The organism is Pseudomonas brassicacearum (genome assembly GCF_009601685.2).
Lineage (GTDB): Bacteria > Pseudomonadota > Gammaproteobacteria > Pseudomonadales > Pseudomonadaceae > Aquipseudomonas > Aquipseudomonas kilonensis_B.
The window spans coordinates 1,529,053-1,550,659 of record NZ_CP045701.2; the positions used below are offsets into that span (position 1 = coordinate 1,529,053).

Here is a 21,607-nt window from a genome sequence, read left to right on the forward strand (position 1 = left end):
AGTAAGCAAAACGCTATATGCCCCACCCCTTGGTGCCTCGCCTAGGCTCGGCATGCCCTCACTCCGGCATTGCTCCGTGGGCCCGCCGCGAAGGGCCATCCATGGCCCAGCGCGGCTATCCCGGCATCCATGCCGGGATGCCCACTCCACAATACCTGCGTTCGGCCATCGTGGTTAACGGGGCGCCTGAGATCAACGTCCACCACGAGGCGGCCTAGTAGCCGACCTGGTTCTTGATGGGGACCGCGTTCCTCCTGTGGGAGCGGGCTTGCTCGCGAAGAGGCCGGCAAATTCAACATCTCCACCGACTGTGACACCGCCTTCGCGAGCAAGCTCGCTCCCACACTTGGATTGAAGTACAGCCGCCAAAGCTAGGTCGGCTGTCAGGCCGCCTCGCGAGCAAGCTTTGCTCCCACAGATCTGACAGGTGTACGACCAGGAGAGCCAGGTCGGCTACTAGGCCGCCTCGTGGTGGACGTTGATCTCAGGCGCCCCGTTAACCACGCTGGCCGAACGCAGGCATTGTGGAGTGGGCATCCCGGCATGGATGCCGGGATAGCCGCGCTGGGCCATGGATGGCCCTTCGCGGCGGGCCCACGGAGCAATGCCTTCGTTCGGGCATGCCGAGCCTAGGCGAGGCACCGAGTGGTGGGGCAGGAGCGTTTTGCTTACTTTTGACTGGGCCGGCTTCCGGGCTCTTCAAAAGTGAGCCGCCGTAAGGGCGGAACCCTAAGCAGCCGTTACCGCAGCAATGGATATGTACCCGATCAACAAAATCTTGGCCAGCCGTAAGGCCGCCATCGTGGGCAAGCCTTGCTCCCACAGGATTTGTGGCCGGTCTGACAGACGCGGCGATTTTTCCGACGAGGTTTTAAGGTTGCTGCTCGGAAGCGGTATCTCTAGCTTGTACGTGTCGCTGCCAATCCAGCGACCGGGACTGCAAGCCCGCCAAATTCGTTAGGCGCCAGCGCCCGGACCCACGTCTCGGGCTCCAATTGATGCAGGAGCGCCGTTATGAAAAAACATCATCCTTCTTCGCCATCAGAGAGCACCTTCCCCTACAACGACCCCGATCCGGAAAAGCTCCAAGAGGCCGCAGACCGAGCACTCGATTACCATCTGGGCACCCACCCTGATCCCAAACCCAAAACCTCAACTCAAGTGTTCACCGTCATCGATACCCTCGACACCGAATGCCTGCTAGCAAATCTCAGCGAAACCCTGGCCTCAGCCAGTGCCATGGTCAACGACCTGGCGTTCGATCTGGAAGGCTCGCGGCGGCATGTCGCGCTCGGTGTGGCGCAGATGATTGACTTGAGTGAGCTGTTGGCCAATCGAGCGCTGGATATCGTCGACCCGCGTTAACCAAGTTTGGCGAGGGGATTTAGCGAAACGTCGTATCGCCCCGCTGGGCTGTGGGAGTAAAGCTTGCTCGCGAAACAGGCGCCTCGGTTCCTGAAAGACCGCATCGCCTCCATCGCGGGCAAGCCTTGCTCCCACATAGGCTGGCATTAAAGCGCGCACAAACAAAAAGCCCACCTTTCGGTGGGCTTCATGTTCAGCGTTCAAACATCAATCAGAACAGCTTCATCTTCGGCGCTTCTTCTTTCACCGGTTCGTTCTTGCCCGTCTCGGCATTCCAACCACCGCCCAGTGCCTTGTACAAATTGACCTCACTGGTCAGTTGCGCAAGACGGTCAGTGATCAGCGATTGTTGCGCGCTGAACAACTGGCGTTGGGCATCGAGGAAGGTCAGGTTGCTGTCGACGCCGATGCGGTAGCGACGCTCGGCCAGGCGGTAGTAGTCCTGGTTGGCGGTGACGAAGTCGGTCTGGGCCTGCAACTGTTCGTTGTAGGTCTGGCGCGCGGCCAGGCCGTCGGAGACTTCCTGGAACGCTGTCTGAATCGACTTCTCATACTGCGCGACGTTGATGTCTTTCTGGATCTTGGCGTAGTCCAGGCTCGCACGCAGGCTGCCGGCGTTGAAGATCGGCAGGTTGATTTGCGGCGCGAAGGTCCAGGTGCCCGAGCCGCCCTTGAACAGGCCGGACAGGTCCGGGCTCAAGGTGCCGGCGTTGGCCGTCAGGCTGATGCTCGGGAAGAACGCGGCCCGTGCGGCGCCGATGTTGGCGTTGGCGGCCAGCAGGTTGCGTTCGGCCTGGAGGATGTCCGGACGACGTTGCAGCAGGTCCGACGGCAGCCCGGCCGGCACTTCGCTGAGCAGGTCATCGCTCAGCGGTTGCGAGTTCAGGTTGGCCGGCAGCCCGGTGCCCAGCAGCAGGGTCAGGCTGTTTTCGTCCTGGGCGACCTGGCGGGTGTAGCGCGCCAGTTGCACACGGGCGTTTTCCACGGCGGTGCGCGCCTGGCTCAGGTCCAGGGCCGAGGCCACGCCGACTTCGGCACTGCGCGAGGTCAGCTTCAAGCTTTGCTCGTAGGTTCCAAGGGTTTCCTGGGTCAGCTTGAGCAGTTCCTTGTCGGCCTGCCAGGTCAGATAGGCATTGGCGACGTTGGCTACCAGGCTGATCTGCGTACTGCGACGGGCTTCTTCGGTGGCGAAGTAGCTTTGCAGCGCTTGCTCGCTCAGGCTGCGAACCCGACCGAACAGGTCCAGTTCATAGGCGCTGATGCCCAAGGTCGCCGAGTACGAACTGCTGATGGCCGCTTCACCGGTTTGCGAAGCCCGTGCCGGTACCCGCTGACGGCTGCCGGAGCCGGTGGCCGAGACCGCCGGGAACAGGTCAGCGCGCTGGATGCGGTATTGCGCGGCGTAGGCATCGATGTTCAGCGCCGCGACGCGCAGGTCGCGGTTGTTTTCCAAGGCGACCTGGATCAGCTGTTGCAACGCCGGGTCATGGAAAAACTGTTTCCAGCCTTGCTCGGCGGCGGCCTGGCCAGGCGCATTGGCCGACTCGTAGGCCGGGCCTTGCGGGTATTGCGCCGCGACCGGTGCGTCGGGCCGCTGATAGTCGGGGATCAGCGAGCAGCCGCTGAGCACGACGGCGGCGATGGTCAGGGAGAGTAGCGACTTGCTCATTGGCCAGCCTCTTTAGAAGTTTCAGGAGTGTCGTCCTGGTCGATAGGTTTGCGACGACCCATTGACGACACCGTCACGAAGAACAATGGCACCCAGAAGATTGCCAGGATGGTAGCGGTGAGCATACCGCCAATCACGCCGGTACCGATGGCGTGCTGGCTGCCCGAGCCGGCGCCGGTGGAGATGGCCAGCGGGACTACCCCGAGGACGAATGCCAGGGACGTCATGATGATTGGCCGCAGACGCATCCTGCAGGCTTCGATGGCGGCTTCCACCAGTGTGCGGCCCTGCTCATGAAGTTCCTTGGCAAACTCGACGATCAGAATGGCGTTTTTCGCCGCCAGGCCGATGGTTGTCAACAGGCCAACCTGGAAGTAAACGTCGTTGGACAGGCCGCGCAGGCTGGTCGCCATCAGGGCACCGATGATCCCCAGGGGGACCACGAGCATGACCGCGATCGGAATCGACCAGCTCTCATACAGCGCTGCCAGGCACAAGAACACCATCAGCAGCGACAAGGCGTACAACGCTGGCGCCTGGGAGCCCGATAGACGTTCCTCGTAGGACAGGCCCGTCCAGGAAATACCAACACCGGCCGGCAGCTTCTTGGCGATGGCTTCGACTTCGGCCATGGCTTCGCCAGTGGAATAACCCGGGGCGGGGGCGCCCAGTATTTCCATCGCTTCCACGCCGTTGTATCGGGCCAGTTTGGGCGAGCCATAGACCCACTCGCCCTTGGCGAACGCGGTGAACGGCACCATGGTCCCGGCGCTGTTGCGCACGTACCATTTCTTCAGGTCCTCCGGGCTCATGCGAGAGCTGGGTTGACCCTGCACATACACCTTCTTCACCCGACCACGGTCGATGAAGTCGTTCACGTAGCTACTGCCCAGGGCAATCGACAGGGTGTTGTTGATGTCCGACAAGGTGATGCCCAGCGCGCTGGCCTTCTCGTCATCGATTTCCAGTTGGTACTGCGGCTCGTCGTTCAGGCCGTTTGGACGCACCTGGGACAGGATCTTGCTCTGCGAAGCCATCCCCAGGAACTGGTTGCGTGCCTCCATCAGCTTGTCGTGGCCAATGCCGGCACGGTCCTGCAGGAACACGTCGAAACCGGTGGCGTTACCCAGCTCCAATACCGCTGGCGGAGCAAAGGCGAACACCATGGCATCACGGAACGTGAAGAAGTGCTGTTGGGCGCGGGCGGCGAGCTTGAACACGCTGTTGTCGGCGTTACGCTCGTCCCACGGCTTGAGCATGATGAACGCCATGCCGGAGCTCTGGCCGCGACCGGCGAAGTTGAAGCCAGTCACGGTAAATACCGAGGCCACGGCATCGCCTTCACCGCCGTCCTTGCTGGGACGCAGCAGGAACTCACGCATCTTGTCCACCACAACCTGGGTACGCTCGGCACTGGAGCCCGCCGGCGTTTGTACCTGGGCAAACAGTACGCCCTGGTCTTCTTCCGGCAGGAACGCCGTCGGGATGCGGGTGAACAGCCAGATCATGCCAACCACGATGAGCACGTAGGCCAGCAGGTATGGGGCCTTGTGCTTGAGCATATTGCCCACACCGCGCTCGTAGCTGCGTACGCCACGGTCGAAGTTGCGGTTGAACCAGCCGAAGAAACCGCGTTTCGGTGTGCCATGCTCACCCTTGGGGATCGCCTTGAGCATGGTGGCGCACAGGGCCGGGGTGAAGATCAAAGCCACCATGACCGATAGGGCCATGGCCGAGACGATGGTGATGGAGAACTGCTTGTAGATCACCCCGGTGGAACCGCTGAAGAACGCCATCGGCAGCAGTACCGCCGAAAGCACCAGGGCGATACCCACCAGGGCGCCCTGGATCTGGCCCATGGATTTCTTGGTGGCTTCCTTGGGTGACAGGCCTTCTTCGCTCATCACCCGTTCGACGTTTTCCACCACGACGATGGCGTCGTCCACCAGCAAGCCGATAGCCAGCACCATGCCGAACATGGTCAGGGTGTTGATGCTGAAGCCGAATGCCGCGAGGATCCCGAAAGTACCCAGCAGTACTACCGGCACGGTCATCGTGGTGATGATGGTGGCGCGGAAGTTCTGCAGGAACAGGAACATCACCAGGAACACCAGCACGACCGCTTCGACCAGGGTTTCAACCACACCCTTGATCGACTCGCTCACCACCGGCGTGGTGTCGTAGGGGAACACCACTTCCATGCCCTGCGGGAAGAATGGCTTGAGGTCGTCGATGGTCTTGCGCAGGGCCTTGGCCGTGTCGAGGGCATTGGCGCCGTTGGCCAGCTTTACCGCCAGGCCCGACGCCGGGGCGCCGTTGAACTGGGCGCTGACGCTGTAGTTCTCACCACCCAGGCCCACATCGGCAACATCGCCGACGCGTACTTGCGAACCGTCCGGGTTGACCTTGAGCAGGATCGCCTTGAACTGCTCGGCGGTCTGCAGACGAGTCTTGCCGATGATGGTGGCGTTCAGTTGCTGGCCGGGCAGGGCAGGCAAGCCGCCGAGCTGGCCGGACGAGACCTGGACGTTTTGCGCGGCAATGGCGTTTTTCACGTCCACCGGCGTCAGGTTGAAATTGTTCAGCTTGGCCGGGTCGAGCCAGATCCGCATGGCGTACTGGGCACCGAAGACCTGGAAGTCACCGACACCGGCGGTACGCGAGATAGGGTCTTGCAGGTTGGACACGATGTAGTTGGCCAAGTCGTCCTTGGTCATGCTGCCATCGCGCGACACCACGCCGATCACCATCAGGAAGTTCTTCACGGCCTTGGTCACGCGGATACCCTGCTGCTGCACCTCTTGCGGCAGCAGCGGGGTGGCCAGGTTCAGCTTGTTCTGGACCTGGACCTGCGCGGTATCGGAGTTGGTGCCCTGCTCGAAGGTCGCGGTGATGGTCATGCTGCCGTCGGAGTTACTTTCCGACGAGACATAACGCAGGTTGTCGATACCGTTGAGCTGCTGCTCGATCACCTGCACCACGGTGTCCTGCACGGTTTGCGCGGACGCACCCGGATAGGTCACCTGGATCGCAATGGCCGGTGGCGCGATACTCGGGTACTGGTTGATCGGCAATTTGAGGATCGATAGAGCCCCGACCAGCATGATCACCAGGGCAATCACCCAGGCGAAAATCGGACGGTCGATAAAAAATTTCGACATGGTTTACTCCCCTTTGCCGCCGGCTGCTTTATCAGCTGCCTGAGCGGGGGCCGGGTTCTTGGTATCGACGTTGGTGGCTTCGGTGGCTTTGACTTCCACCCCCGGCCGTACGTATTGCAACCCTTCGGTGATCAGGCGGTCGCCGGCCTTGAGCCCGTCTTCTATCAGCCACTGGCTGCCGACAGTGCGGCTGGCCTTGAGCTGACGCAACTCGACCTTGTTGTCCGGGCCTACCACCAGGGCAGTTGGCATGCCTTTGAGGTCGCGGGTCACGCCTTGCTGCGGGGCGAGGATCGCTGCGCTGTTCACGCCGGCCTGCAGTTGTGCATGGACGAACATGCCCGGCAGCAGCGTGTGGTCCGGGTTCGGGAACACGGCGCGCAAGGTCACCGAACCGGTGGTCTGGTCGACCGACACTTCGGAGAATTCCAGCTTGCCTTCGTGTGGGTATTGGCTGCCGTCTTCCAGGGTCAGCTTGACCATGGCGGCATTGTCACCGGCCTTCTGCAAACGACCACTCTTCAGCTCACGGCGCAGTTGCAGCAACTCGACCGAACTCTGTGTCACGTCGACGTAGATCGGGTCCAGTTGCTGGATGGTTGCCAGGGCGTCGGCCTGACCATTGCTCACCAACGCGCCCTCGGTCACCGAGGAACGACCGATACGGCCGGAGATCGGCGCGTAGACCTTGGTGTAGCGCACGTTGATCCGGGCTGTCTGCAGGTTGGCTTCCGACTCCAGGCGGTTGGCCACGGCGGTGTCGTATTCCTGACGGCTCACCGCCTGTTCATCCACCAGTTGCTTGTAGCGGTCGGCAATCGACTTGGTGGAGCGCAGGTTGGCCTCGGCACTCTTGAGGTTCGCTTCATAGACGGCCGGGTCGATCTGGTACAACTGCTGGCCGGCCTTGACGTCAGCGCCTTCCTTGAACAGGCGCTTGAGAATGATGCCGTTGACCTGTGGCCGTACTTCCGCGATGCGGAATGCGCTGGTGCGCCCCGGAAGCTCCGACGTCAGGGTGAAGGGCTGGGTCTTGAGGGTTACGACGCCAACCTGAGGCGGCGGAGGAGCAGGTGCAGCCTCTTCCTTTTTGCATCCGCTGAGCAGCGATGCCAGGGCGATGGCGGTAACCAGGGCAGTAACAGCTGGCTTGAATTGCATGGAAATCCTCGGGTCCAGGCGCGCAACTGGCGCACTCGAAAGGTGGAAAGGTAAAAGGCGCACTATTTCAATTAGTAGGATGCTAAGAAATATACTTACGTACATGGTTGTTTGTAAACAGCCCAATTGCGTAACATCCGTATTTACAAAAGCCTGACAAAGGCCTGTATAGATCAGAGGCGCGCTCCAAGAGACGTCGCCTCATATTTTGTTCAGCTGATTCTTACGCATTGCTGACGCATCCTGCTTGAGGTGTTTACTGCCATGGTCCGTCGTACCAAAGAGGAAGCCCAGGAGACTCGCAGCCAGATACTTGAAGCCGCCGAAAAGGCGTTTTTCGAGCGAGGCGTGGCGCGCACGACCCTGGCCGATATCGCGACACTGGCTGGTGTGACGCGTGGTGCCATCTATTGGCATTTCAGCAACAAGGCGGACCTGCTCCAGGCCATGCTCGATACCCTGCACGAGCCGCTCGATGAGTTGGCCCGTGCCAGTGAGAGTGAAGAGGAGCTTGATCCGCTGGGCTGTATTCGCAAGCTGTTGGTCCGGTTGTTCCAGCAAGTGGCCCTTGACCCGAAAACCCGACGCATTAATGAGATCCTGTTCCATAAGTGTGAATTCACCGATGAAATGTGCGATTTGCGACAGCAGCGACGCGAGGTGAGTCTCGACTGCAATGTGCGCATCGCCCTGTCGTTGCGCAATGCGATGAAACGCGGCCAGTTGCCGGATGATCTGGATCCCGAAAGGGCGGCAGTTGCCATGCATGCCTACATCGACGGCATCTTGTACCAGTGGCTACTGGCCCCGGACAGTTTTGCCCTGGCGGCTGAGGCCGAGCGCTGGGTGGAGATCGGGCTGGACATGCTGCACTTGAGCCCCAGCCTGCGCAAATGAAACAAAATGGGTGATTGCGTCGGTTTGTGTCAATAGCCGATCCAGAGGTACCTCGCTGGGCACTCATCCCGGCGGGGTACTTTATATAGGCACCGCAGCGTCTTTGACAGGCGGCGAATCGGCTATTTTGTAGGGAAATTGTTGCGTATTGGTTAAGTCGCGTCTCGGTCACCCTCCCTAGGTGAGTCTGATCAGGTCGGGTTGTTTTCGTCGATCGTCAGATTAACGGTGTAGCTGAACGGCACTTCAGACATTTTTTGGGAAATGACGGCTTTGCAACTGTAGTTGTTATTACCAGAGGAGTTGACTGTTTTGCTCCAGTGAGGGCTGTAGCTGGGCTCCGACCAACCAGGAATAATGGAAACTTCGAGTTGAGTGGCAAGTTGGCAGATATGGCCGTTGACTTCATAAGTCAGGTTGAGCTGGATGGGCGATATTCTTCTTAGTGTGGGTTGCCAGCCGGACGCTGGGTAAGTGAATCCCCTTTGGAAGGGGATGTTTATATTCCGTAACTTTTTCGGCGATACGTCATAATCTGAGATTGGGTAATCGGGTGGGAGGACCGAGAGGTGTTTCAGCTTCAAAGTATCTGAAGTGTTGTTCGTGACCTGAACGAGCACGGCTGTGTCCGCCATGGCGCTGGTGATAAATGCCGGAGCCAATGCAGCAGCCAGGATAAAACGCTTAATGTGGGTCATGATGGGCTCTTCCGTGAGCGCAGATATGTTTGGGTCTGCATGATATGTTTGATTTTAATATTGTCAGGTGGTTGCCAGCGACATGGTTTTATATTTGTCGCTGTTCAGCGTTTCTATTATTGGCGTGATTAGAGGTGTCAATCTATAGTGCCGACCTTTCGGGTTGTTTTTTTATGTGTCGCAACGTTGGTGGTGAGTTTTTGTTGTCGGTTTACTCCGTTTTTTAAACATAAAAAAGCCCCGGCGTTTTTTGATGCCGAGGCTTTCTTCATATAAGGCAGCGGAGCACTTACATTACCGGGTAATCAATGTAGCCTACCGGTCCCTTGCCATAGAACGTTTCCGGATGCGCCTCGTTCAGCGGTGCATCGGCTTTCAAGCGTGCCGGCAGGTCCGGGTTGGCAATGAACGGCACTCCGAAGGCAACGGCATCGGCCTTGCCCTCGGCCAGCCAGGCATTGGCGCTGTCCTTGGTGAAGCGTTCATTGGCGATGTACGGGCCGCCGAAAGCCTGCTTGAGTTGCGGGCCGATGCTGTCATCGCCTTCTTTCTCACGGGAGCAGATAAAGGCGATGCCACGCTTGCCCAGCTCGCGAGCCACGTAGCTGAAAGTTTCCAGGCGGTTCTCGTCACCCATGTCATGGGAGTCGGCGCGTGGCGCCAGGTGCACGCCAACCCGGCCGGCACCCCAGACTTCAATGGCCGCGTCGGTCACTTCCAGCAGCAGGCGGGCACGGTTTTCCAGGGAGCCGCCGTAGTTGTCGGTGCGCTGGTTGGTGCTGCTTTGCAGGAACTGATCGAGCAGGTAGCCGTTGGCGCCGTGGATTTCCACGCCGTCGAAACCGGCGGCCTTGGCATTCTCGGCACCGACGCGGTACGCATCGACGATGTCGGCGATTTCAGCGGTTTCCAGTGCGCGTGGGGTCGGGTAGTCGGCCAGCGGACGGACCAGGCTTACGTGGCCCTTGGGCTGGATCGCGCTGGGCGCCACCGGGGTTTCGCCGTTCAGGTACGACGGGTGGGAGATCCGGCCCACATGCCACAGTTGCAGGAAGATCTTGCCGCCGGCGCCGTGGATCGCCTTGGTGACGTTGGACCAGCCGCGCACCTGGTCGTTGGACCAGATGCCCGGGGTGTCCGGATAGCCTACGCCCATCGGTGTGACCGAGGTTGCTTCGCTGAGGATCAGGCCGGCGGATGCGCGTTGCACGTAGTACTCGGCCATCAGCGCGTTGGGCACGCGGCCTGCATCGGCGCGGCAGCGGGTGAGCGGGGCCATGATGATGCGGTTCTTCAGCTCGATGTCGCCGAGTTTGATGGGGTCGAAAATAGTCGCCATGAAATACAACCTCGAAAGTGGAAGGATTAAAAGTCAGTGAGTTGCCGGTGCCAGGTCGGCATTGCCGCCCTGGCGGAAAGTGATCAGGGTGACCAGCAGCGCCAGCACGGCCAGCGCGCCGGCGGCCAGGGGCACGGAGGTCAGGCCCAGGCCATGGTCGATGACACTGCCGCCGACCCAGGCGCCCAGGGCGTTGCCAATGTTGAAGGCGCCGATGTTCAGGGTGGACACCAGGTTGGGCGCATCTTTGCCGAAGGTCACCACGTTGACTTGCAGGGCCGGCACGGCGGCGAAGCAGGCAGTGGCCCAGAGGAACAGGGTGATTTCGCTGGGGATCAACGCCACGCTGGTCCAACTCAGTACGGTGGACACCACGGCCATGGTGAGGAAGACGCCCATCAGCGTGTTCGCCAGGCTCTTGTCCGCCAGTTTGCCGCCGATGATGTTGCCCAGGGTCAGGCCCAGGCCGATCAGCACCAGGGTCCAGGTCACGCCTCGGGGCGATACGCCGGTCACTTCACCCAGCAGCGGGGCGACATAGGTGAACAGGGTGAACACCGAGGCGGAGAACAGCGCGGTCATGCTCAGGGACAGCCACAGGCCGGTCCCTTTGAGCGCCACCAGTTCCGAGCGCATGTCGAGTGTTTCTTCATCGCGCTTGGCCGGCAGGAAGCGGATCAGGCCGATCAGCGCAATTACGCCAATGACAGTCACTGCCCAGAAAGTCGAACGCCAGCCGGCTTCCTGGCCCAGTGCGGTGCCCAGTGGTACGCCGAGCACGTTGGCCAGGGTCAGGCCGGTGAACATCAAGGCCACGGCCGAGGCGCGCTTGTTGGGCGCCACCAGGCCGGCAGCCACCACCGAACCGATACCGAAGAACGCGCCGTGGCACAGGGCCGTGACGACCCGGGCGAACATCAGCACGTTGTAGTCGCTGGCGATGGCGCAGAGCAGGTTGCCGACGATGAAAATCCCCATCAACACCACGAGGGCAGCCTTGCGCGGCAGCCGCGCGGTGGCCAGGGCCATGAACGGCGCACCGATGGCCACGCCCAGGGCGTAGCCGGTCACCAGCCAGCCGGCGCCAGGAATCGACACGCCCAGGTCGGCCGCCACGTCGGGCAGCAGGCCCATGATGACGAACTCGGTGGTGCCGATGGCGAAGGCGCTCAGGGCCAGGATCAGGAGTGAGAGGGGCATGATGGGTCCTTGTCGGGTCAGAGCTCTTGGCTCATTTGCTTGAGGAACTGCTGGATCACGTCCTCGTTGCGTTTGAAGAAGTGCCATTGACCGACCTTCTGGCTGGTGATCAGCCCCGCCCGTTGCAACACCGCCAAGTGCGCAGACACCGTGGATTGCGACAGGCCGCAACGCTGGTCGATCTGCCCGGCGCAAATGCCGAATTCGTGGTTGTGCAACTGTTCAGGGAACTGGACCTTGGGGTCTTTGAGCCAGTTGAGGATGTCTCGCCGTACTGGGTGTGCCAGGGCTTTTATTATTTCGTCGAGGTCGAGGGTCATGGTGGCAGCTCGGAGTGAGTAAAACGCTATATCGCGATGGAGCGAACCTTAAATCGTTATTTTGCGATATACCAATATGGATTTGATCTGAATATCGAACAAATCGCTATATCGGGTTATAACGATATTGGCGTGGTGGTGCTAAGCTGCGGCCATGAACTATCTCGCGCACCTGCACCTCGGCGGCCCTGGCCGGGAACAACTGCTCGGCAGCCTCTACGGCGACTTCGTCAAGGGCCCGCTGCAAGGGCTCTATGACTCACGAATCGAAGCGGCGATTGCCCTGCATCGGCGCATCGACATGTACACCGACCGCCATCCCTTGGTGGACATCGCCCTGTCGCGCTTTTCCACGGTGCGACGGCGCTATGCCGGGATCGTGCTCGACGTGTTTTTCGACCACTGCCTGGCCCGGGACTGGCCGTTGTACGGTGAAGGGCCGCTGTTGGACTTCACTTCCCGGGTGTACCAGGTACTCGGCACCGAACCGCAGCTGCCGGGACGCCTGGCGCACATCGCGCCGTTTATGGCGGCGGATGACTGGCTGGGGTCTTATCGGGAGTTCGAGGTGCTTGGGCAGGTACTGCGCGGCATTTCCCGCCGCCTGTCCCGCCCCGATGAGCTGGCCGGAGCGATGCCGGAGTTGATCAGGCTCTATGAGCCGTTGAGCGAAGACTTTCGGTTGTTCTACCCGCAACTGCAGGATTTTGCTCAAAACCAAGTCACACCGCAGGAATAAATGTGGGAGCGAGCAAGCTCGCTCCCACAGGGGGCTCCACGGAGATCCAGGATCAGGCCGCAATCGCAGCAGGTCGCATCGGCGCTTGCTGTTTCTCTGGAAGTGCCCCGAACAAAGCCTTGTGCACCGCCTGCTGCGCCTGGAAGGCCAGTGCCGCGCGTTCCTGGCCGTGGCAGGCAATCGGTTCCAGCAGATGGATTTCCACCTCGCCCCGATCATTGGCAAACAAGCGCATCAGGTGCGACAGCAAATCATCATCGCCAATGAACGGCGCCAGTGAATCCGGTTCACCGTTGCGCAGGTAACGGATCGCCACCGGCTGCAACGCGACATCGGCATCGATGGCCGCCGACAACAAGCGACCGTGGAAGGTGCGCAAGGTACGGCCATCGGTGGTAGTGCCTTCCGGAAACATCAACAGCGGATGGGCCTGTTCCAGGTGGCGGCTCATTTGCTTGCGGATCAACTGGCTGTCACCCGAACCGCGCCGGATAAACAGGCTGCCGGCCTTGGCTGCCAACCATCCGGCCACCGGCCAGGTGCGCACTTCGGCCTTGGACAGGAACGACAGCGGCGTGAGCATCCCCAGCAACGGGATGTCGGTCCAGGACACATGGTTGCTGACCCACAGCATCGGCCGATGCGGCAGTTGACCGTGGACGGTGACTGAAAAGGGCAGGGCACGGCTCAGCCGTGCCATGAAGAACCGCGACCAGCGCTGGCGACGGACCATCGAGTGGGCGATCCCAGCACGTTCGAACAGGCCGAACACGCTGGCCATGCTCAGGCCCAGCGCCACCACCAGCAATACTCGCGCGATTCGCGCGTACACCCGCAGCCGGCTCATCAGACCGCTGCCTTGAAGTGGCGGGCGTAGCGCGGGCAGAGCTCGTCGCGCTTGAGCAGGATGAACACGTCGGCCACCTGGAAATCCTCGTCCCAGCACGGCTCGCCGCAAATCTTCGCGCCCAGGCGCATGTAGGCCTTGAGCAGCGGCGGCATCTCGGCGATGACGTTGGACGGCACGTCCAGGGTCGGCAAGGGTTTTTTCGGTACGGCTTGCAGGTGTTCGGTGCACAGGTAGCGTTCGCGCAGGCGTTGCATGATCGCCTGGGCCTGGATACCGCCGTCCTGCATCGGAATGCTCGCGCAGCCCATCAGGTAGCTGTAGCCGCCTTCGTTCAGGACTTCGGCCAGTTCGCCCCAGAGCACGGCGATGGTGCCGCCGTTGCGGTAGGCGGGGTCGACGCAGGTACGGCCGATTTCCAGGATCGGGCCCTTGAGATGGACCAGGCCGTGGAGGCTGAATTCTTCTTCGCTGTAGAACCGGCCCAGGCTGCTGGCGGCCTGGTGGTCGAGCAGGCGAGTGGTCGCCACGAGGCGGCCGGTGTTCAGGTCGCGTACGCCAATGTGGGCGCAGTGAACATCATAGTCATCCATGTCCAGACCCATCTCCGCGCCCTTGAGCTTGGCGTTGAATTCGCCGCTGAAGACGTTGAAACGCAGGGCCTGTGCTTCTTGCAAGGCTTGGCCGCCGATCAGGCGTTCGGCTTGCAGGCGGCGTTCATTGCCGGTGTCGCTGATGCGGGCGATCTGGGTCATAGCGAATCTCCGTGCGGGATGTGCTCCCGTCTTGGGTTGAGCCAATCGACTTTCTTTATGCAGCCATGTTGTGCAAAGTCAGGCTATGTAGCCCCGGTGTCATCGCCATGAAGCTTTGGTGATGCTTATATGACAGCCCTCGAGGAGCCCCCCATGCCCTGGCACACCCTGATCGAACGCGGCGAGCGCCTGCCCGCCCATCCGGACCTGGCCGAAGGATATTCAGCGTTGTTGCAACGCTTGGGGCCGGTAACGCCGTTCGAACTGGCCGTCACCGGGGCGCGGTTGATGGCGACACCGGGCCTGGCGTTCCTGGTGGGTTACCAGGCGGCGCTGCGGGTGCTGTGGCCCAGCGCGCCCCAGAGCCTCGGCGCCTTGTGTGCCACCGAACAGCGCAGCCTGCGCCCGGCGGACATGCAAACCCGTCTCGACGATTTGCGCCTGAGCGGACGCAAGGATTTCGTCACCGCCGGCGACGCCGCCGAGTGGCTGCTGATTGCCGCTCGCTGCGAAGCACCCGGTGAAACGCCACGGCTGAACCTGGCAGTGGCCTATGCGGGTGAGCCCGGCGTGACCCTGCAAAAACTGCCCGCCATTGCCCTGATGCCGGACATCAGCCATGGCCGCGTCCTACTTGACGGCGCGCTGTGCGAGTTGCTGGCGGGCGACGGGTGGGACGCCTACGTCAAACCGTTCCGCACCCTGGAAGACCTTTATGTGCTCAGTGCGATGACCGCCTGGTTGTATGGCGTCGGGCAGGAATGTGCCTGGCCCCAGGCGTTGCAATTGCGCCTGCTGGCGTTGCTCGCCGGCTGCGCGGAGGTGAGTCGGCATAACCCTTCCAGTGCGGTCGGGCATGTGCTGCTGGGCGGGTTGTTCGCTCAATTCCAGGGGCTCGATGGTGAGCTGAACGATGCGTTGAACGCTGGGCCTGCGGCGTGGCGCGAGATGTGGACGCGGGACAAAGGAGTGATGGAGATTGGGGCGGGGGCGCGGGCCAAGCGGTTGGCCAAGGCGTTGGGATCCTCATTGATTTGAAGGCCCTCATCGCGGGCAAGCCTTGCTCCCACAGGTCTACAACAGTCTGTCATTTGGCATTGAGCCTGTGGGAGCAGGCCTTGCTCCCACAGGTCTACAACAGTCTGTCATTTGGCACTGAGCCTGTGGGAGCAGGCCTTGCTCCCACAGGTCTACACCAGTCTGTCATTTGGCACTGAGCCTGTGGGAGCAGGCCTTGCTCCCACAGGTCTACAACAGTCTGTCATTTGGCACTGAGCCTGTGGGAGCAGGCCTTGCTCCCACAGGTCTACACCAGTCTGTCATTTGGCACTGAGCCTGTGGGAGCAGGCCTTGCTCCCACAGGTCTACACCAGTCTGTCATTTGGCACTGAGCCTGTGGGAGCAGGCCTTGCTCCCACAGGTCTACAACAGACTGTCATTTGGCACTGAGCCTGTGGGAGCAGGCCTTGCTCCCACAGGTCTACAACAGACTGTCATTTGGCATTGCACCTGTGGGAGCAAGGCTTGCCCGCGATGGCGTTGGTACTGTCGATACAAGCCTCGAAACTGTCATCAAGTCTGAATAGGCTCTGAAGGTTCAATCCTGCGAGCCTCAAGCATGTCCAAAGGCTGGTTCCTGATCCCGCTGCTGTTGCTCAACCTGAGCGCCCACGCCGAAGATTGGCCCGGCGAGCAATGGCCCATTGGCCCGACCCCGAGCGGGCCGGCCATCGAAGCCTTGGAGCAATACGCCTTCCCACCCCGGGACGATGCGAGCCGCGAGGGCATCCGCACCGATGCGCTGCTGGTGATCCAGGACGGTCGGCTGGCCTATGAACGTTACGCCGGGCCGACCACTGCCCAGACTCCGCACCTGACCTGGTCCATCAGCAAAAGCCTGCTGGCAACAGTGTTTGGCGTGGCCTACGGGGAAAAGCGCTTTGCCCTGGATGATCCGGCAGCCAAGTACTACCCGCCACTGAGCCGGCACCCGGGCCTGACCCTGGCCGATCTTTTCCACTGGGCCTCAGGCCTGGACTGGCAGGAGGACTACGAATACGCGCCGCTCAACTCTTCGGTGGTGGCGATGCTCTATACCCGTGGGCGTCATGACATGGCGGCGTTCACTGCGCAGCATGAAAGCGCCAGCCCGCCGGGGCAGGCGTTCCGTTATTCCAGCGGTGACAGCAACCTGCTGGCGGCGGCCTTGAGAACCATCGTCGGCCCGGCGCGCTACCCCGACTATCCCTGGACGGCATTGTTCGACCCCCTGGGCATCCACCACGCCACCTGGGAAACCGATGCCAGCGGCACGTTCGTTGGATCGTCCTATGCCTACCTCACCGCGCGAGACCTGGCGCGTGTCGGGTTGTTGATGCAGCGGGACGGTCGCTGGGGCGAACGGCAACTGATCCCCAAGGCTTGGGTCGCGTTCAATCGCCAGCCGTTCGCCTACTTTCAGGCTGGCCAGGACGAAGCCGTGCCCGGCGGGCATTGGTGGCTCAACCGCGCCGCCGATCCGGCAATCCATCCCTGGCCCGATGCGCCGCCGGATACCTTTGCCGCGCTGGGCCATTGGGGCCAGGCGCTGTACGTCATCCCCAGCGCCAAACTGGTGATCGTGCGCTATGGCGACGACCGCGACGGCAGCTATCGCCATAACGAATTGCTCAAGCGCACCATGGCGGCGTTCGCCGGGGCGGTGCAGCCATGAAGCGCAAAGTGTTGCTCAGCCTGCTGTCGGTGCTGCTCGTTGCCCTGTTCAGTTGGGTTTGGCTGGAGCGGGTGGCATTGCGGGCTTTCCCCGACATCATCAGTGCCTACACCGCCAAGGAGTACTGCTCGTGCCGCTACGTGATGGAGCAATCGGCGGACTACTGCCGTGGCTATGTGAAGCAGTCGGTGCCCATCAGCGATTTTCTCGAGACCGCTGAAGCCAAACGCATCACCGTCAGCGGGTTGGGGCGTAGCAACAGTGCGCGGTGGATGGGGGAGCGGCAGGGGTGTCGGTTGGAGCCCTGAGCTAACTGTTGGGAACAAGGCCTGACGCCGATCCTAGTGTGGGAGCAAGGCTTGCCCGCGATGGCGATTCCGAGAACGCCATCGCGGGCAAGCCTTGCTCCCACAAATGAGTCCCTTGACCACAGGTTCTGTGTCTTCCTGGCCGTTGTTGCACCAGACAGTTTGCAAGCGCCCTCGGCCCGGTTAAGGTTCGCCACAGGTTTATCTACCCTCCGAGTGTGTATGTTCAAGCGGTTTTTCCCTCACGCTGCCGCCAGCTTGCTGCTGGCCTGCGCCGCGCTGCCGGCCCAGGCTGACTGGTACCTGGACAGCGAATCGTCGCGGCTGTCATTCATCAGCAGCAAAAACGGCAATGTCTCCGAGGTCCAGCGTTTCCTGGTGTTGCACGGTCAAGTCCAGCCCGAGGGCTTGGCGCGCCTGGAAGTGGAACTGGAATCCATCAACAGCGGCATTCCCCTGCGCGATGAGCGCATGCGGGCCGAGTTGTTCGAGATCAAGCAATTTGCCGAAGCCACTGTCACCGCAAAGATCGACCTGGTGCCGATCCAGGATCTGGCCAACGGCGCGCAGTTGGAATTGCGCCTGCCACTGACGGTGGACCTGCACGGCAAGCAGCATGAGTACCCGGTCGAACTGCTGGCCACGCGCCTGGACGAGCGACGTTTCCAAGTGGTGACCCTGGAACCGGTGGTGCTCAACGCGGCGGATTTCGATCTGGCACCGGGGCTGGAAAAGCTGCGAAACCTGGCTGGGTTATCAGCCATCAGCCTCTCGGTGCCGGTGAGTGCGGTGCTGATTTTCACGGCGCGCTGACATGAGCGGCCCGGTATTTCCCTGGCGTGAAGGCAATCGCTTCGAGCTGTTGGTCGATGGCCCGCAGTTCTTCCCGCGCATGCTGGTGGAAATCGCCCGAGCCCTGGAACAGGTCGAGCTGGAACTCTATCTGGTGGAGGCAGGCACTTGCGCCGAGGCGATGGTCCAGGCACTGGTCCAGGCCGCCGAGCGTGGTGTTCGCGTGCGGTGCCTGTTCGATGACTACGGCAGCCTGGCGTTTACCCTGGCCCTGCGCAAGCGTCTGACCGACGCCGGGGTGGAGTTGCGTTTCTACAATCGCCTGAGCTGGCGCCGCTGGGTGCGCAACCTCTATCGGGATCACCGCAAGCTGCTGCTGGTGGACCAACGCCTGGCCGTGGTCGGCGGCACCGGGGTGACCGATGAATTCTGGAACCCCCTCGACGACCGCAGTGAGTGGCACGAAGTGATGGTGGAAATCGTCGGCCCGCTGGTGCTCGACTGGCAGTTGCTGTTCGACCGCCAATGGCTCGCCAACCGCCATCGGCGAGCCTGGAAACCGGCGTCCAACTTCGGCTTGCCACGCCTGCCGCGCGTACCGCCGGTGGGCGAGGGCATGGGCCGGGTGGCGTATGCCGACGCCCGCCAGCATCGCGACATCCTGCAATCGCTGTCGCGGGCATTGAACAGCGGCCAGAAACGCATCTGGATGGCGACACCGTATTTCCTGCCGACCTGGAACGTGCGCCGTTCCTTGCGCAAGGCCGCCGCCCGCGGCATCGACGTGCGCCTGCTGCTGACCGGCCCGCGCACCGATCACCCGTCCGTGCGCTACGCCGGGCACCGTTACTACCCGCGACTGCTCAAGGCTGGCGTGAAAATCTTCGAATACCAGCCGTGTTTCCTGCACCTGAAGATGGTGCTGGTGGACGACTGGGTCAGCATCGGCTCCTGCAACTTCGATCACTGGAACCTGCGTTTCAACCTGGAGGCCAACCTCGAAGCCCTGGACTCCAGGCTCAGCAGTGCAGTGGCGGCCAGTTTCGAGCGGGACTTCACCCAGAGCCTGCAAGTCAGCCTCGACGCCTGGCAGCGCCGGCCGTTGTGGAAGCGCTTCAAGCAGCGGGTGTGGGGGTTGGTGGATCGGTTGGTGGTGAACTTGCTGGATCGCCGGGGCTAGCCCGAACACCCAGATACAACTGTGGGAGCTTGCTCGCGATGGCGGAGTGTCAGTCGATATCAATGTGACTGATCTGACGCTATCGCGAGCAAGCTCCCACATGGGTTTTGTGTTGCCTGGGGTCAGAGCAACTCAAAACTCTGCTGCTTCACATTCTGGGAATCCAGGCCGATCTGTACGTTGAACTTGCCCGGCTCCGCAGCGTACTGGAGCTGGGCATTGAAGAACTTCAGGTCGTCTTCGGTGATGGTGAAGTGGATGACTTTCTTCTCGCCGGCCTTGAGCATCACCTTGCGGAAGTTCTTCAGTTCCTTCACCGGGCGAATGACCGAGCCGGTCACGTCCTGGATGTACAACTGCACCACGGTTTCGCCGTCACGCTTGCCAGTGTTTTCCAGCGTCACGCTGGCATCGAGCTTGCCGGTCTTGTTCAGCGTGGTCGACGACAGGACCATGTCCGACAGGCTGAACTCGGTGTAGCTCAGGCCGTAGCCGAACGGATAGAGCGGGCCGGTGGTGTCATCGAAGTACTGCGAGGTGTAGTTGCCCGGCTTACCCGGGGTGAATGGCCGGCCGATGCTCAGGTGGTTGTAGTAGGTCGGAATCTGCCCCACCGAGCGTGGGAAGGTGATCGGCAGTTTGCCCGATGGGTTGTAGTCGCCGAACAGCACATCAGCGATGGCGTTGCCGCCTTCGGTGCCGCTGAACCAGGTTTCCAGGATCGCATCGGCCTGCTGCTTTTCTTCCAGCAACGACAGCGGCCGGCCATTCATCAGCACCAGCACCAGCGGCTTGCCGGTGGCCTTCAGGGCCTTGATCAGCTCGCGTTGGCTGGCCGGAATGTTCAGGTCGGTACGGCTCGACGATTCATGGGACATGCCACGGGACTCGCCCACGGCGGCCACCACCACATCGGCGTCCTTGGCGGCGTTTACCGCTTCGTCGATCAGCACTTGGGCCGGGCGCGGGTCGTCCACCACTTCCGGGGCATCGAAGTTGAGGAAGTTCAGGTAGTCGAGCACCTTCTTGTCGTCGGTGATATTGGCGCCACGGGCGTAGATCAGCTTCGAGTCAGCGCCCAGGACGCGGGTCATGCCGTCGAACAGGGTGACCGATTGTGCAGGACGCCCGGCGGCGGCCCAACTGCCCATCATGTCGATCGGTGCCTTGGCCAGCGGGCCGACCAGGGCGATCTTCGCCGTCTTCTTCAGGGGCAGGGTCTGGTTGCGGTTTTCCAGCAGGACCAGGCTGCGGCGCGCCACGTCACGGGCGTCGGCGCGGTGCAGGCGGCTTTCGGCGTAGGTGTCGGTCGGATCATCCTCGGCCTTGCCGATGCGCAGGTACGGATCCTTGAACAGGCCCATGTCATATTTCGCCGCGAGCACTTCGCGCACCGCGTTGTCGATGTCGCTCTGCTCGATTTCACCGGCCTTGAGCAAGCCTGGCAGTTCCTTGCCATAGAGCGAGTCGTTCATGCTCATGTCGATGCCGGCCTTGATCGCCAGTTTCGCCGCTTCGCGACCGTCCTTGGCTACGCCGTGGTTGATCAGTTCGAAGATCGCGCCGTGATCACTGACAGCCAGGCCCTTGAAGCCCCATTCCTTGCGCAGCAGGTCATTCATCAGCCAGGTGTTGGCCGTGGCTGGTACGCCGTTGATGGAGTTCAACGCGACCATCACCCCGCCGGCACCGGCGTCGATGGCGGCGCGGTAGGGTGGCAGGTAGTCCTGGTACATTTTCAACGGACTCATGTCCACGATGTTGTAGTCCCGGCCGCCTTCCACCGCGCCGTACAGGGCGAAGTGCTTGACGCTGGCCATGATGCTGTCGGCCGCGTTGGCGCCGTTGCCCTGGAACGCCTTGACCATCACCCCGGCGATGCGCGACACCAGGTAGGTGTCCTCGCCGAAACCTTCGGAGGTTCGGCCCCAGCGTGGGTCGCGGGAAATGTCGACCATCGGCGCGAAGGTGATGTCCAGGCTGTCGGCGGCCGCTTCCTTGGCCGCGATGCGGCCGGAGTGGTAGATCGCGTCCATGTCCCAGCTCGAGGCCAGTGCCAGGGGGATCGGGAAAATCGTGCGGTGGCCGTGGATCACGTCATAGGCGAAGAACATCGGGATCTTCAACCGGCTGCGCATGGCCGCGTCCTGCATCGGACGGTTTTCAGCGCGCGTGATGGAGTTGAACGTGCCACCGATGTTGCCGGCGGCGATTTCCTTGCGAATCATCTCCCGGGGCATTTCCGGGCCGATGCTGATCAGGCGCAATTGGCCGATCTTCTCTTCGAGGGTCATCTGCTTCATCAGGTTGCTGATGAACGCGTCCTTGTTCTCTATGGGGGCTGGCAGGTTGTCGGCAAATACGGATTGACTGGCCAGACTGATAAACAGGCCCAGCATACACAGCTTCTTCATGAATAATTTTCTCGCAAGCCTAAAGGGCGGGGATCACACCACGCCGGTC

At 61.6% G+C, this 21,607-nt stretch carries 19 protein-coding genes; 9 read left to right on the plus strand and 10 right to left on the minus strand.

The window, feature by feature from the left end:
• The first annotated feature begins 17 nt into the window (after window positions 1-17).
• On the plus strand, window positions 18-218 hold the full coding sequence (locus tag GFU70_RS06665) for a nucleoid-structuring protein H-NS (RefSeq protein ID WP_153387761.1): 201 nt from the start codon (window positions 18-20) through the stop codon (window positions 216-218).
• Window positions 219-1,014: 796 nt separating this feature from the next.
• Window positions 1,015-1,365, plus strand: coding sequence for a DUF6124 family protein (locus GFU70_RS06670; protein WP_058545934.1), 351 nt, complete (start codon window positions 1,015-1,017; stop codon window positions 1,363-1,365).
• Window positions 1,366-1,576: 211 nt separating this feature from the next.
• Here the strand turns inward: GFU70_RS06670 and adeC are convergent, their stop codons facing one another.
• The 3 genes from adeC to GFU70_RS06685 are packed head-to-tail and all read right to left on the minus strand — an operon-like array spanning window position 1,577 to window position 7,356.
• Window positions 1,577-3,034, minus strand: a complete 1,458-nt coding sequence (adeC, locus tag GFU70_RS06675; RefSeq protein ID WP_153387762.1) for an AdeC/AdeK/OprM family multidrug efflux complex outer membrane factor — start codon at window positions 3,032-3,034, stop codon at window positions 1,577-1,579.
• Window positions 3,031-6,195 carry an efflux RND transporter permease subunit EmhB gene (gene emhB / locus GFU70_RS06680; protein ID WP_058545935.1) on the minus strand — a complete coding sequence of 1,055 codons (3,165 nt, stop codon included), beginning with the start codon at window positions 6,193-6,195 and terminating at the stop codon, window positions 3,031-3,033. The genes adeC and emhB overlap by 4 nt, the downstream gene beginning before the upstream one ends.
• Before the next feature lie 3 nt (window positions 6,196-6,198).
• The gene (locus GFU70_RS06685; protein ID WP_058545936.1) at window positions 6,199-7,356 is read right to left on the minus strand and encodes an efflux RND transporter periplasmic adaptor subunit; all 1,158 of its coding nucleotides are present in this window, start codon (window positions 7,354-7,356) and stop codon (window positions 6,199-6,201) included.
• 264 nt (window positions 7,357-7,620) lie between these two features.
• Between GFU70_RS06685 and GFU70_RS06690 the strand changes: the two genes are divergently transcribed.
• Window positions 7,621-8,253, plus strand: a complete 633-nt coding sequence (locus tag GFU70_RS06690) for a TetR family transcriptional regulator (RefSeq protein ID WP_058545937.1) — start codon at window positions 7,621-7,623, stop codon at window positions 8,251-8,253.
• Between the two features lie 191 nt (window positions 8,254-8,444).
• Here the strand turns inward: GFU70_RS06690 and GFU70_RS06695 are convergent, their stop codons facing one another.
• The 4 genes from GFU70_RS06695 to GFU70_RS06710 all read right to left on the minus strand — a co-directional run bounded on the left by GFU70_RS06695 (window position 8,445) and on the right by GFU70_RS06710 (window position 11,810).
• Complete coding sequence (locus tag GFU70_RS06695) at window positions 8,445-8,951, minus strand: hypothetical protein (RefSeq protein WP_116643009.1); 507 nt, start codon at window positions 8,949-8,951, stop codon at window positions 8,445-8,447.
• 289 nt (window positions 8,952-9,240) lie between these two features.
• Window positions 9,241-10,290: an alkene reductase gene (locus GFU70_RS06700; protein ID WP_058545939.1), complete on the minus strand. Its 1,050-nt coding sequence runs from the start codon at window positions 10,288-10,290 to the stop codon at window positions 9,241-9,243.
• A 33-nt stretch (window positions 10,291-10,323) separates the two neighbouring features.
• On the minus strand, window positions 10,324-11,490 hold the full coding sequence (locus GFU70_RS06705; protein WP_153387763.1) for an MFS transporter: 1,167 nt from the start codon (window positions 11,488-11,490) through the stop codon (window positions 10,324-10,326).
• A 17-nt stretch (window positions 11,491-11,507) separates the two neighbouring features.
• Window positions 11,508-11,810, minus strand: coding sequence for an ArsR/SmtB family transcription factor (locus GFU70_RS06710; protein ID WP_014336977.1), 303 nt, complete (start codon window positions 11,808-11,810; stop codon window positions 11,508-11,510).
• Between the two features lie 154 nt (window positions 11,811-11,964).
• Between GFU70_RS06710 and GFU70_RS06715 the strand changes: the two genes are divergently transcribed.
• Entirely contained in the window at window positions 11,965-12,549 is a 585-nt protein-coding gene (locus GFU70_RS06715; RefSeq protein ID WP_153387764.1) for an ACP phosphodiesterase, read from the plus strand.
• 52 nt (window positions 12,550-12,601) lie between these two features.
• On the opposite strand, the gene GFU70_RS06720 is transcribed toward GFU70_RS06715, so the two are convergent.
• On the minus strand, window positions 12,602-13,396 hold the full coding sequence (locus GFU70_RS06720) for a lysophospholipid acyltransferase family protein (RefSeq protein ID WP_058545941.1): 795 nt from the start codon (window positions 13,394-13,396) through the stop codon (window positions 12,602-12,604).
• Window positions 13,396-14,151, minus strand: coding sequence for an L-ornithine N(alpha)-acyltransferase (gene olsB / locus GFU70_RS06725; protein ID WP_153387765.1), 756 nt, complete (start codon window positions 14,149-14,151; stop codon window positions 13,396-13,398). Before olsB ends, GFU70_RS06720 begins: the two co-directional genes overlap by 1 nt.
• 153 nt (window positions 14,152-14,304) lie before the next feature.
• Between olsB and GFU70_RS06730 the strand changes: the two genes are divergently transcribed.
• The 5 genes from GFU70_RS06730 (at window position 14,305) to GFU70_RS06750 (ending at window position 19,144) form a co-directional block, all read left to right on the plus strand.
• Complete coding sequence (locus GFU70_RS06730; RefSeq protein WP_116643008.1) at window positions 14,305-15,189, plus strand: acyl-CoA dehydrogenase; 885 nt, start codon at window positions 14,305-14,307, stop codon at window positions 15,187-15,189.
• 580 nt (window positions 15,190-15,769) lie between these two features.
• Complete coding sequence (locus GFU70_RS06735; protein ID WP_058544295.1) at window positions 15,770-16,864, plus strand: serine hydrolase domain-containing protein; 1,095 nt, start codon at window positions 15,770-15,772, stop codon at window positions 16,862-16,864.
• On the plus strand, window positions 16,861-17,172 hold the full coding sequence (locus GFU70_RS06740; protein ID WP_058544296.1) for a hypothetical protein: 312 nt from the start codon (window positions 16,861-16,863) through the stop codon (window positions 17,170-17,172). Before GFU70_RS06735 ends, GFU70_RS06740 begins: the two co-directional genes overlap by 4 nt.
• A 222-nt stretch (window positions 17,173-17,394) precedes the next feature.
• Complete coding sequence (locus tag GFU70_RS06745; RefSeq protein ID WP_058544297.1) at window positions 17,395-17,985, plus strand: YceI family protein; 591 nt, start codon at window positions 17,395-17,397, stop codon at window positions 17,983-17,985.
• Between the two features lies 1 nt (window position 17,986).
• On the plus strand, window positions 17,987-19,144 hold the full coding sequence (locus GFU70_RS06750) for a phospholipase D-like domain-containing protein (RefSeq protein ID WP_058544298.1): 1,158 nt from the start codon (window positions 17,987-17,989) through the stop codon (window positions 19,142-19,144).
• A 122-nt stretch (window positions 19,145-19,266) separates the two neighbouring features.
• Here the strand turns inward: GFU70_RS06750 and bglX are convergent, their stop codons facing one another.
• The gene (bglX, locus tag GFU70_RS06755) at window positions 19,267-21,558 is read right to left on the minus strand and encodes a beta-glucosidase BglX (RefSeq protein ID WP_153387766.1); all 2,292 of its coding nucleotides are present in this window, start codon (window positions 21,556-21,558) and stop codon (window positions 19,267-19,269) included.
• Between the last annotated feature and the right edge of the window lie 49 nt (window positions 21,559-21,607).

What these genes read in the sequence shown, in the direction of transcription:
- adeC (WP_153387762.1), bottom strand. Translation starts at nt 3,034, where the DNA reads ATGAGCAAGTCGCTACTCTCCCTGACCATCGCCGCCGTCGTGCTCAGC.
- GFU70_RS06670 (WP_058545934.1), top strand. Translation starts at nt 1,015, where the DNA reads ATGAAAAAACATCATCCTTCTTCGCCATCAGAGAGCACCTTCCCCTAC.
- GFU70_RS06685 (WP_058545936.1), bottom strand. Translation starts at nt 7,356, where the DNA reads ATGCAATTCAAGCCAGCTGTTACTGCCCTGGTTACCGCCATCGCCCTG.
- GFU70_RS06700 (WP_058545939.1), bottom strand. Translation starts at nt 10,290, where the DNA reads ATGGCGACTATTTTCGACCCCATCAAACTCGGCGACATCGAGCTGAAG.
- GFU70_RS06665 (WP_153387761.1), top strand. Translation starts at nt 18, where the DNA reads ATGCCCCACCCCTTGGTGCCTCGCCTAGGCTCGGCATGCCCTCACTCC.
- GFU70_RS06705 (WP_153387763.1), bottom strand. Translation starts at nt 11,490, where the DNA reads ATGCCCCTCTCACTCCTGATCCTGGCCCTGAGCGCCTTCGCCATCGGC.
- bglX (WP_153387766.1), bottom strand. Translation starts at nt 21,558, where the DNA reads ATGAAGAAGCTGTGTATGCTGGGCCTGTTTATCAGTCTGGCCAGTCAA.
- GFU70_RS06735 (WP_058544295.1), top strand. Translation starts at nt 15,770, where the DNA reads ATGTCCAAAGGCTGGTTCCTGATCCCGCTGCTGTTGCTCAACCTGAGC.
- GFU70_RS06695 (WP_116643009.1), bottom strand. Translation starts at nt 8,951, where the DNA reads ATGACCCACATTAAGCGTTTTATCCTGGCTGCTGCATTGGCTCCGGCA.
- GFU70_RS06745 (WP_058544297.1), top strand. Translation starts at nt 17,395, where the DNA reads ATGTTCAAGCGGTTTTTCCCTCACGCTGCCGCCAGCTTGCTGCTGGCC.
- GFU70_RS06690 (WP_058545937.1), top strand. Translation starts at nt 7,621, where the DNA reads ATGGTCCGTCGTACCAAAGAGGAAGCCCAGGAGACTCGCAGCCAGATA.
- GFU70_RS06750 (WP_058544298.1), top strand. Translation starts at nt 17,987, where the DNA reads ATGAGCGGCCCGGTATTTCCCTGGCGTGAAGGCAATCGCTTCGAGCTG.
- GFU70_RS06715 (WP_153387764.1), top strand. Translation starts at nt 11,965, where the DNA reads ATGAACTATCTCGCGCACCTGCACCTCGGCGGCCCTGGCCGGGAACAA.
- GFU70_RS06710 (WP_014336977.1), bottom strand. Translation starts at nt 11,810, where the DNA reads ATGACCCTCGACCTCGACGAAATAATAAAAGCCCTGGCACACCCAGTA.
- GFU70_RS06720 (WP_058545941.1), bottom strand. Translation starts at nt 13,396, where the DNA reads ATGAGCCGGCTGCGGGTGTACGCGCGAATCGCGCGAGTATTGCTGGTG.
- emhB (WP_058545935.1), bottom strand. Translation starts at nt 6,195, where the DNA reads ATGTCGAAATTTTTTATCGACCGTCCGATTTTCGCCTGGGTGATTGCC.
- GFU70_RS06740 (WP_058544296.1), top strand. Translation starts at nt 16,861, where the DNA reads ATGAAGCGCAAAGTGTTGCTCAGCCTGCTGTCGGTGCTGCTCGTTGCC.
- olsB (WP_153387765.1), bottom strand. Translation starts at nt 14,151, where the DNA reads ATGACCCAGATCGCCCGCATCAGCGACACCGGCAATGAACGCCGCCTG.
- GFU70_RS06730 (WP_116643008.1), top strand. Translation starts at nt 14,305, where the DNA reads ATGCCCTGGCACACCCTGATCGAACGCGGCGAGCGCCTGCCCGCCCAT.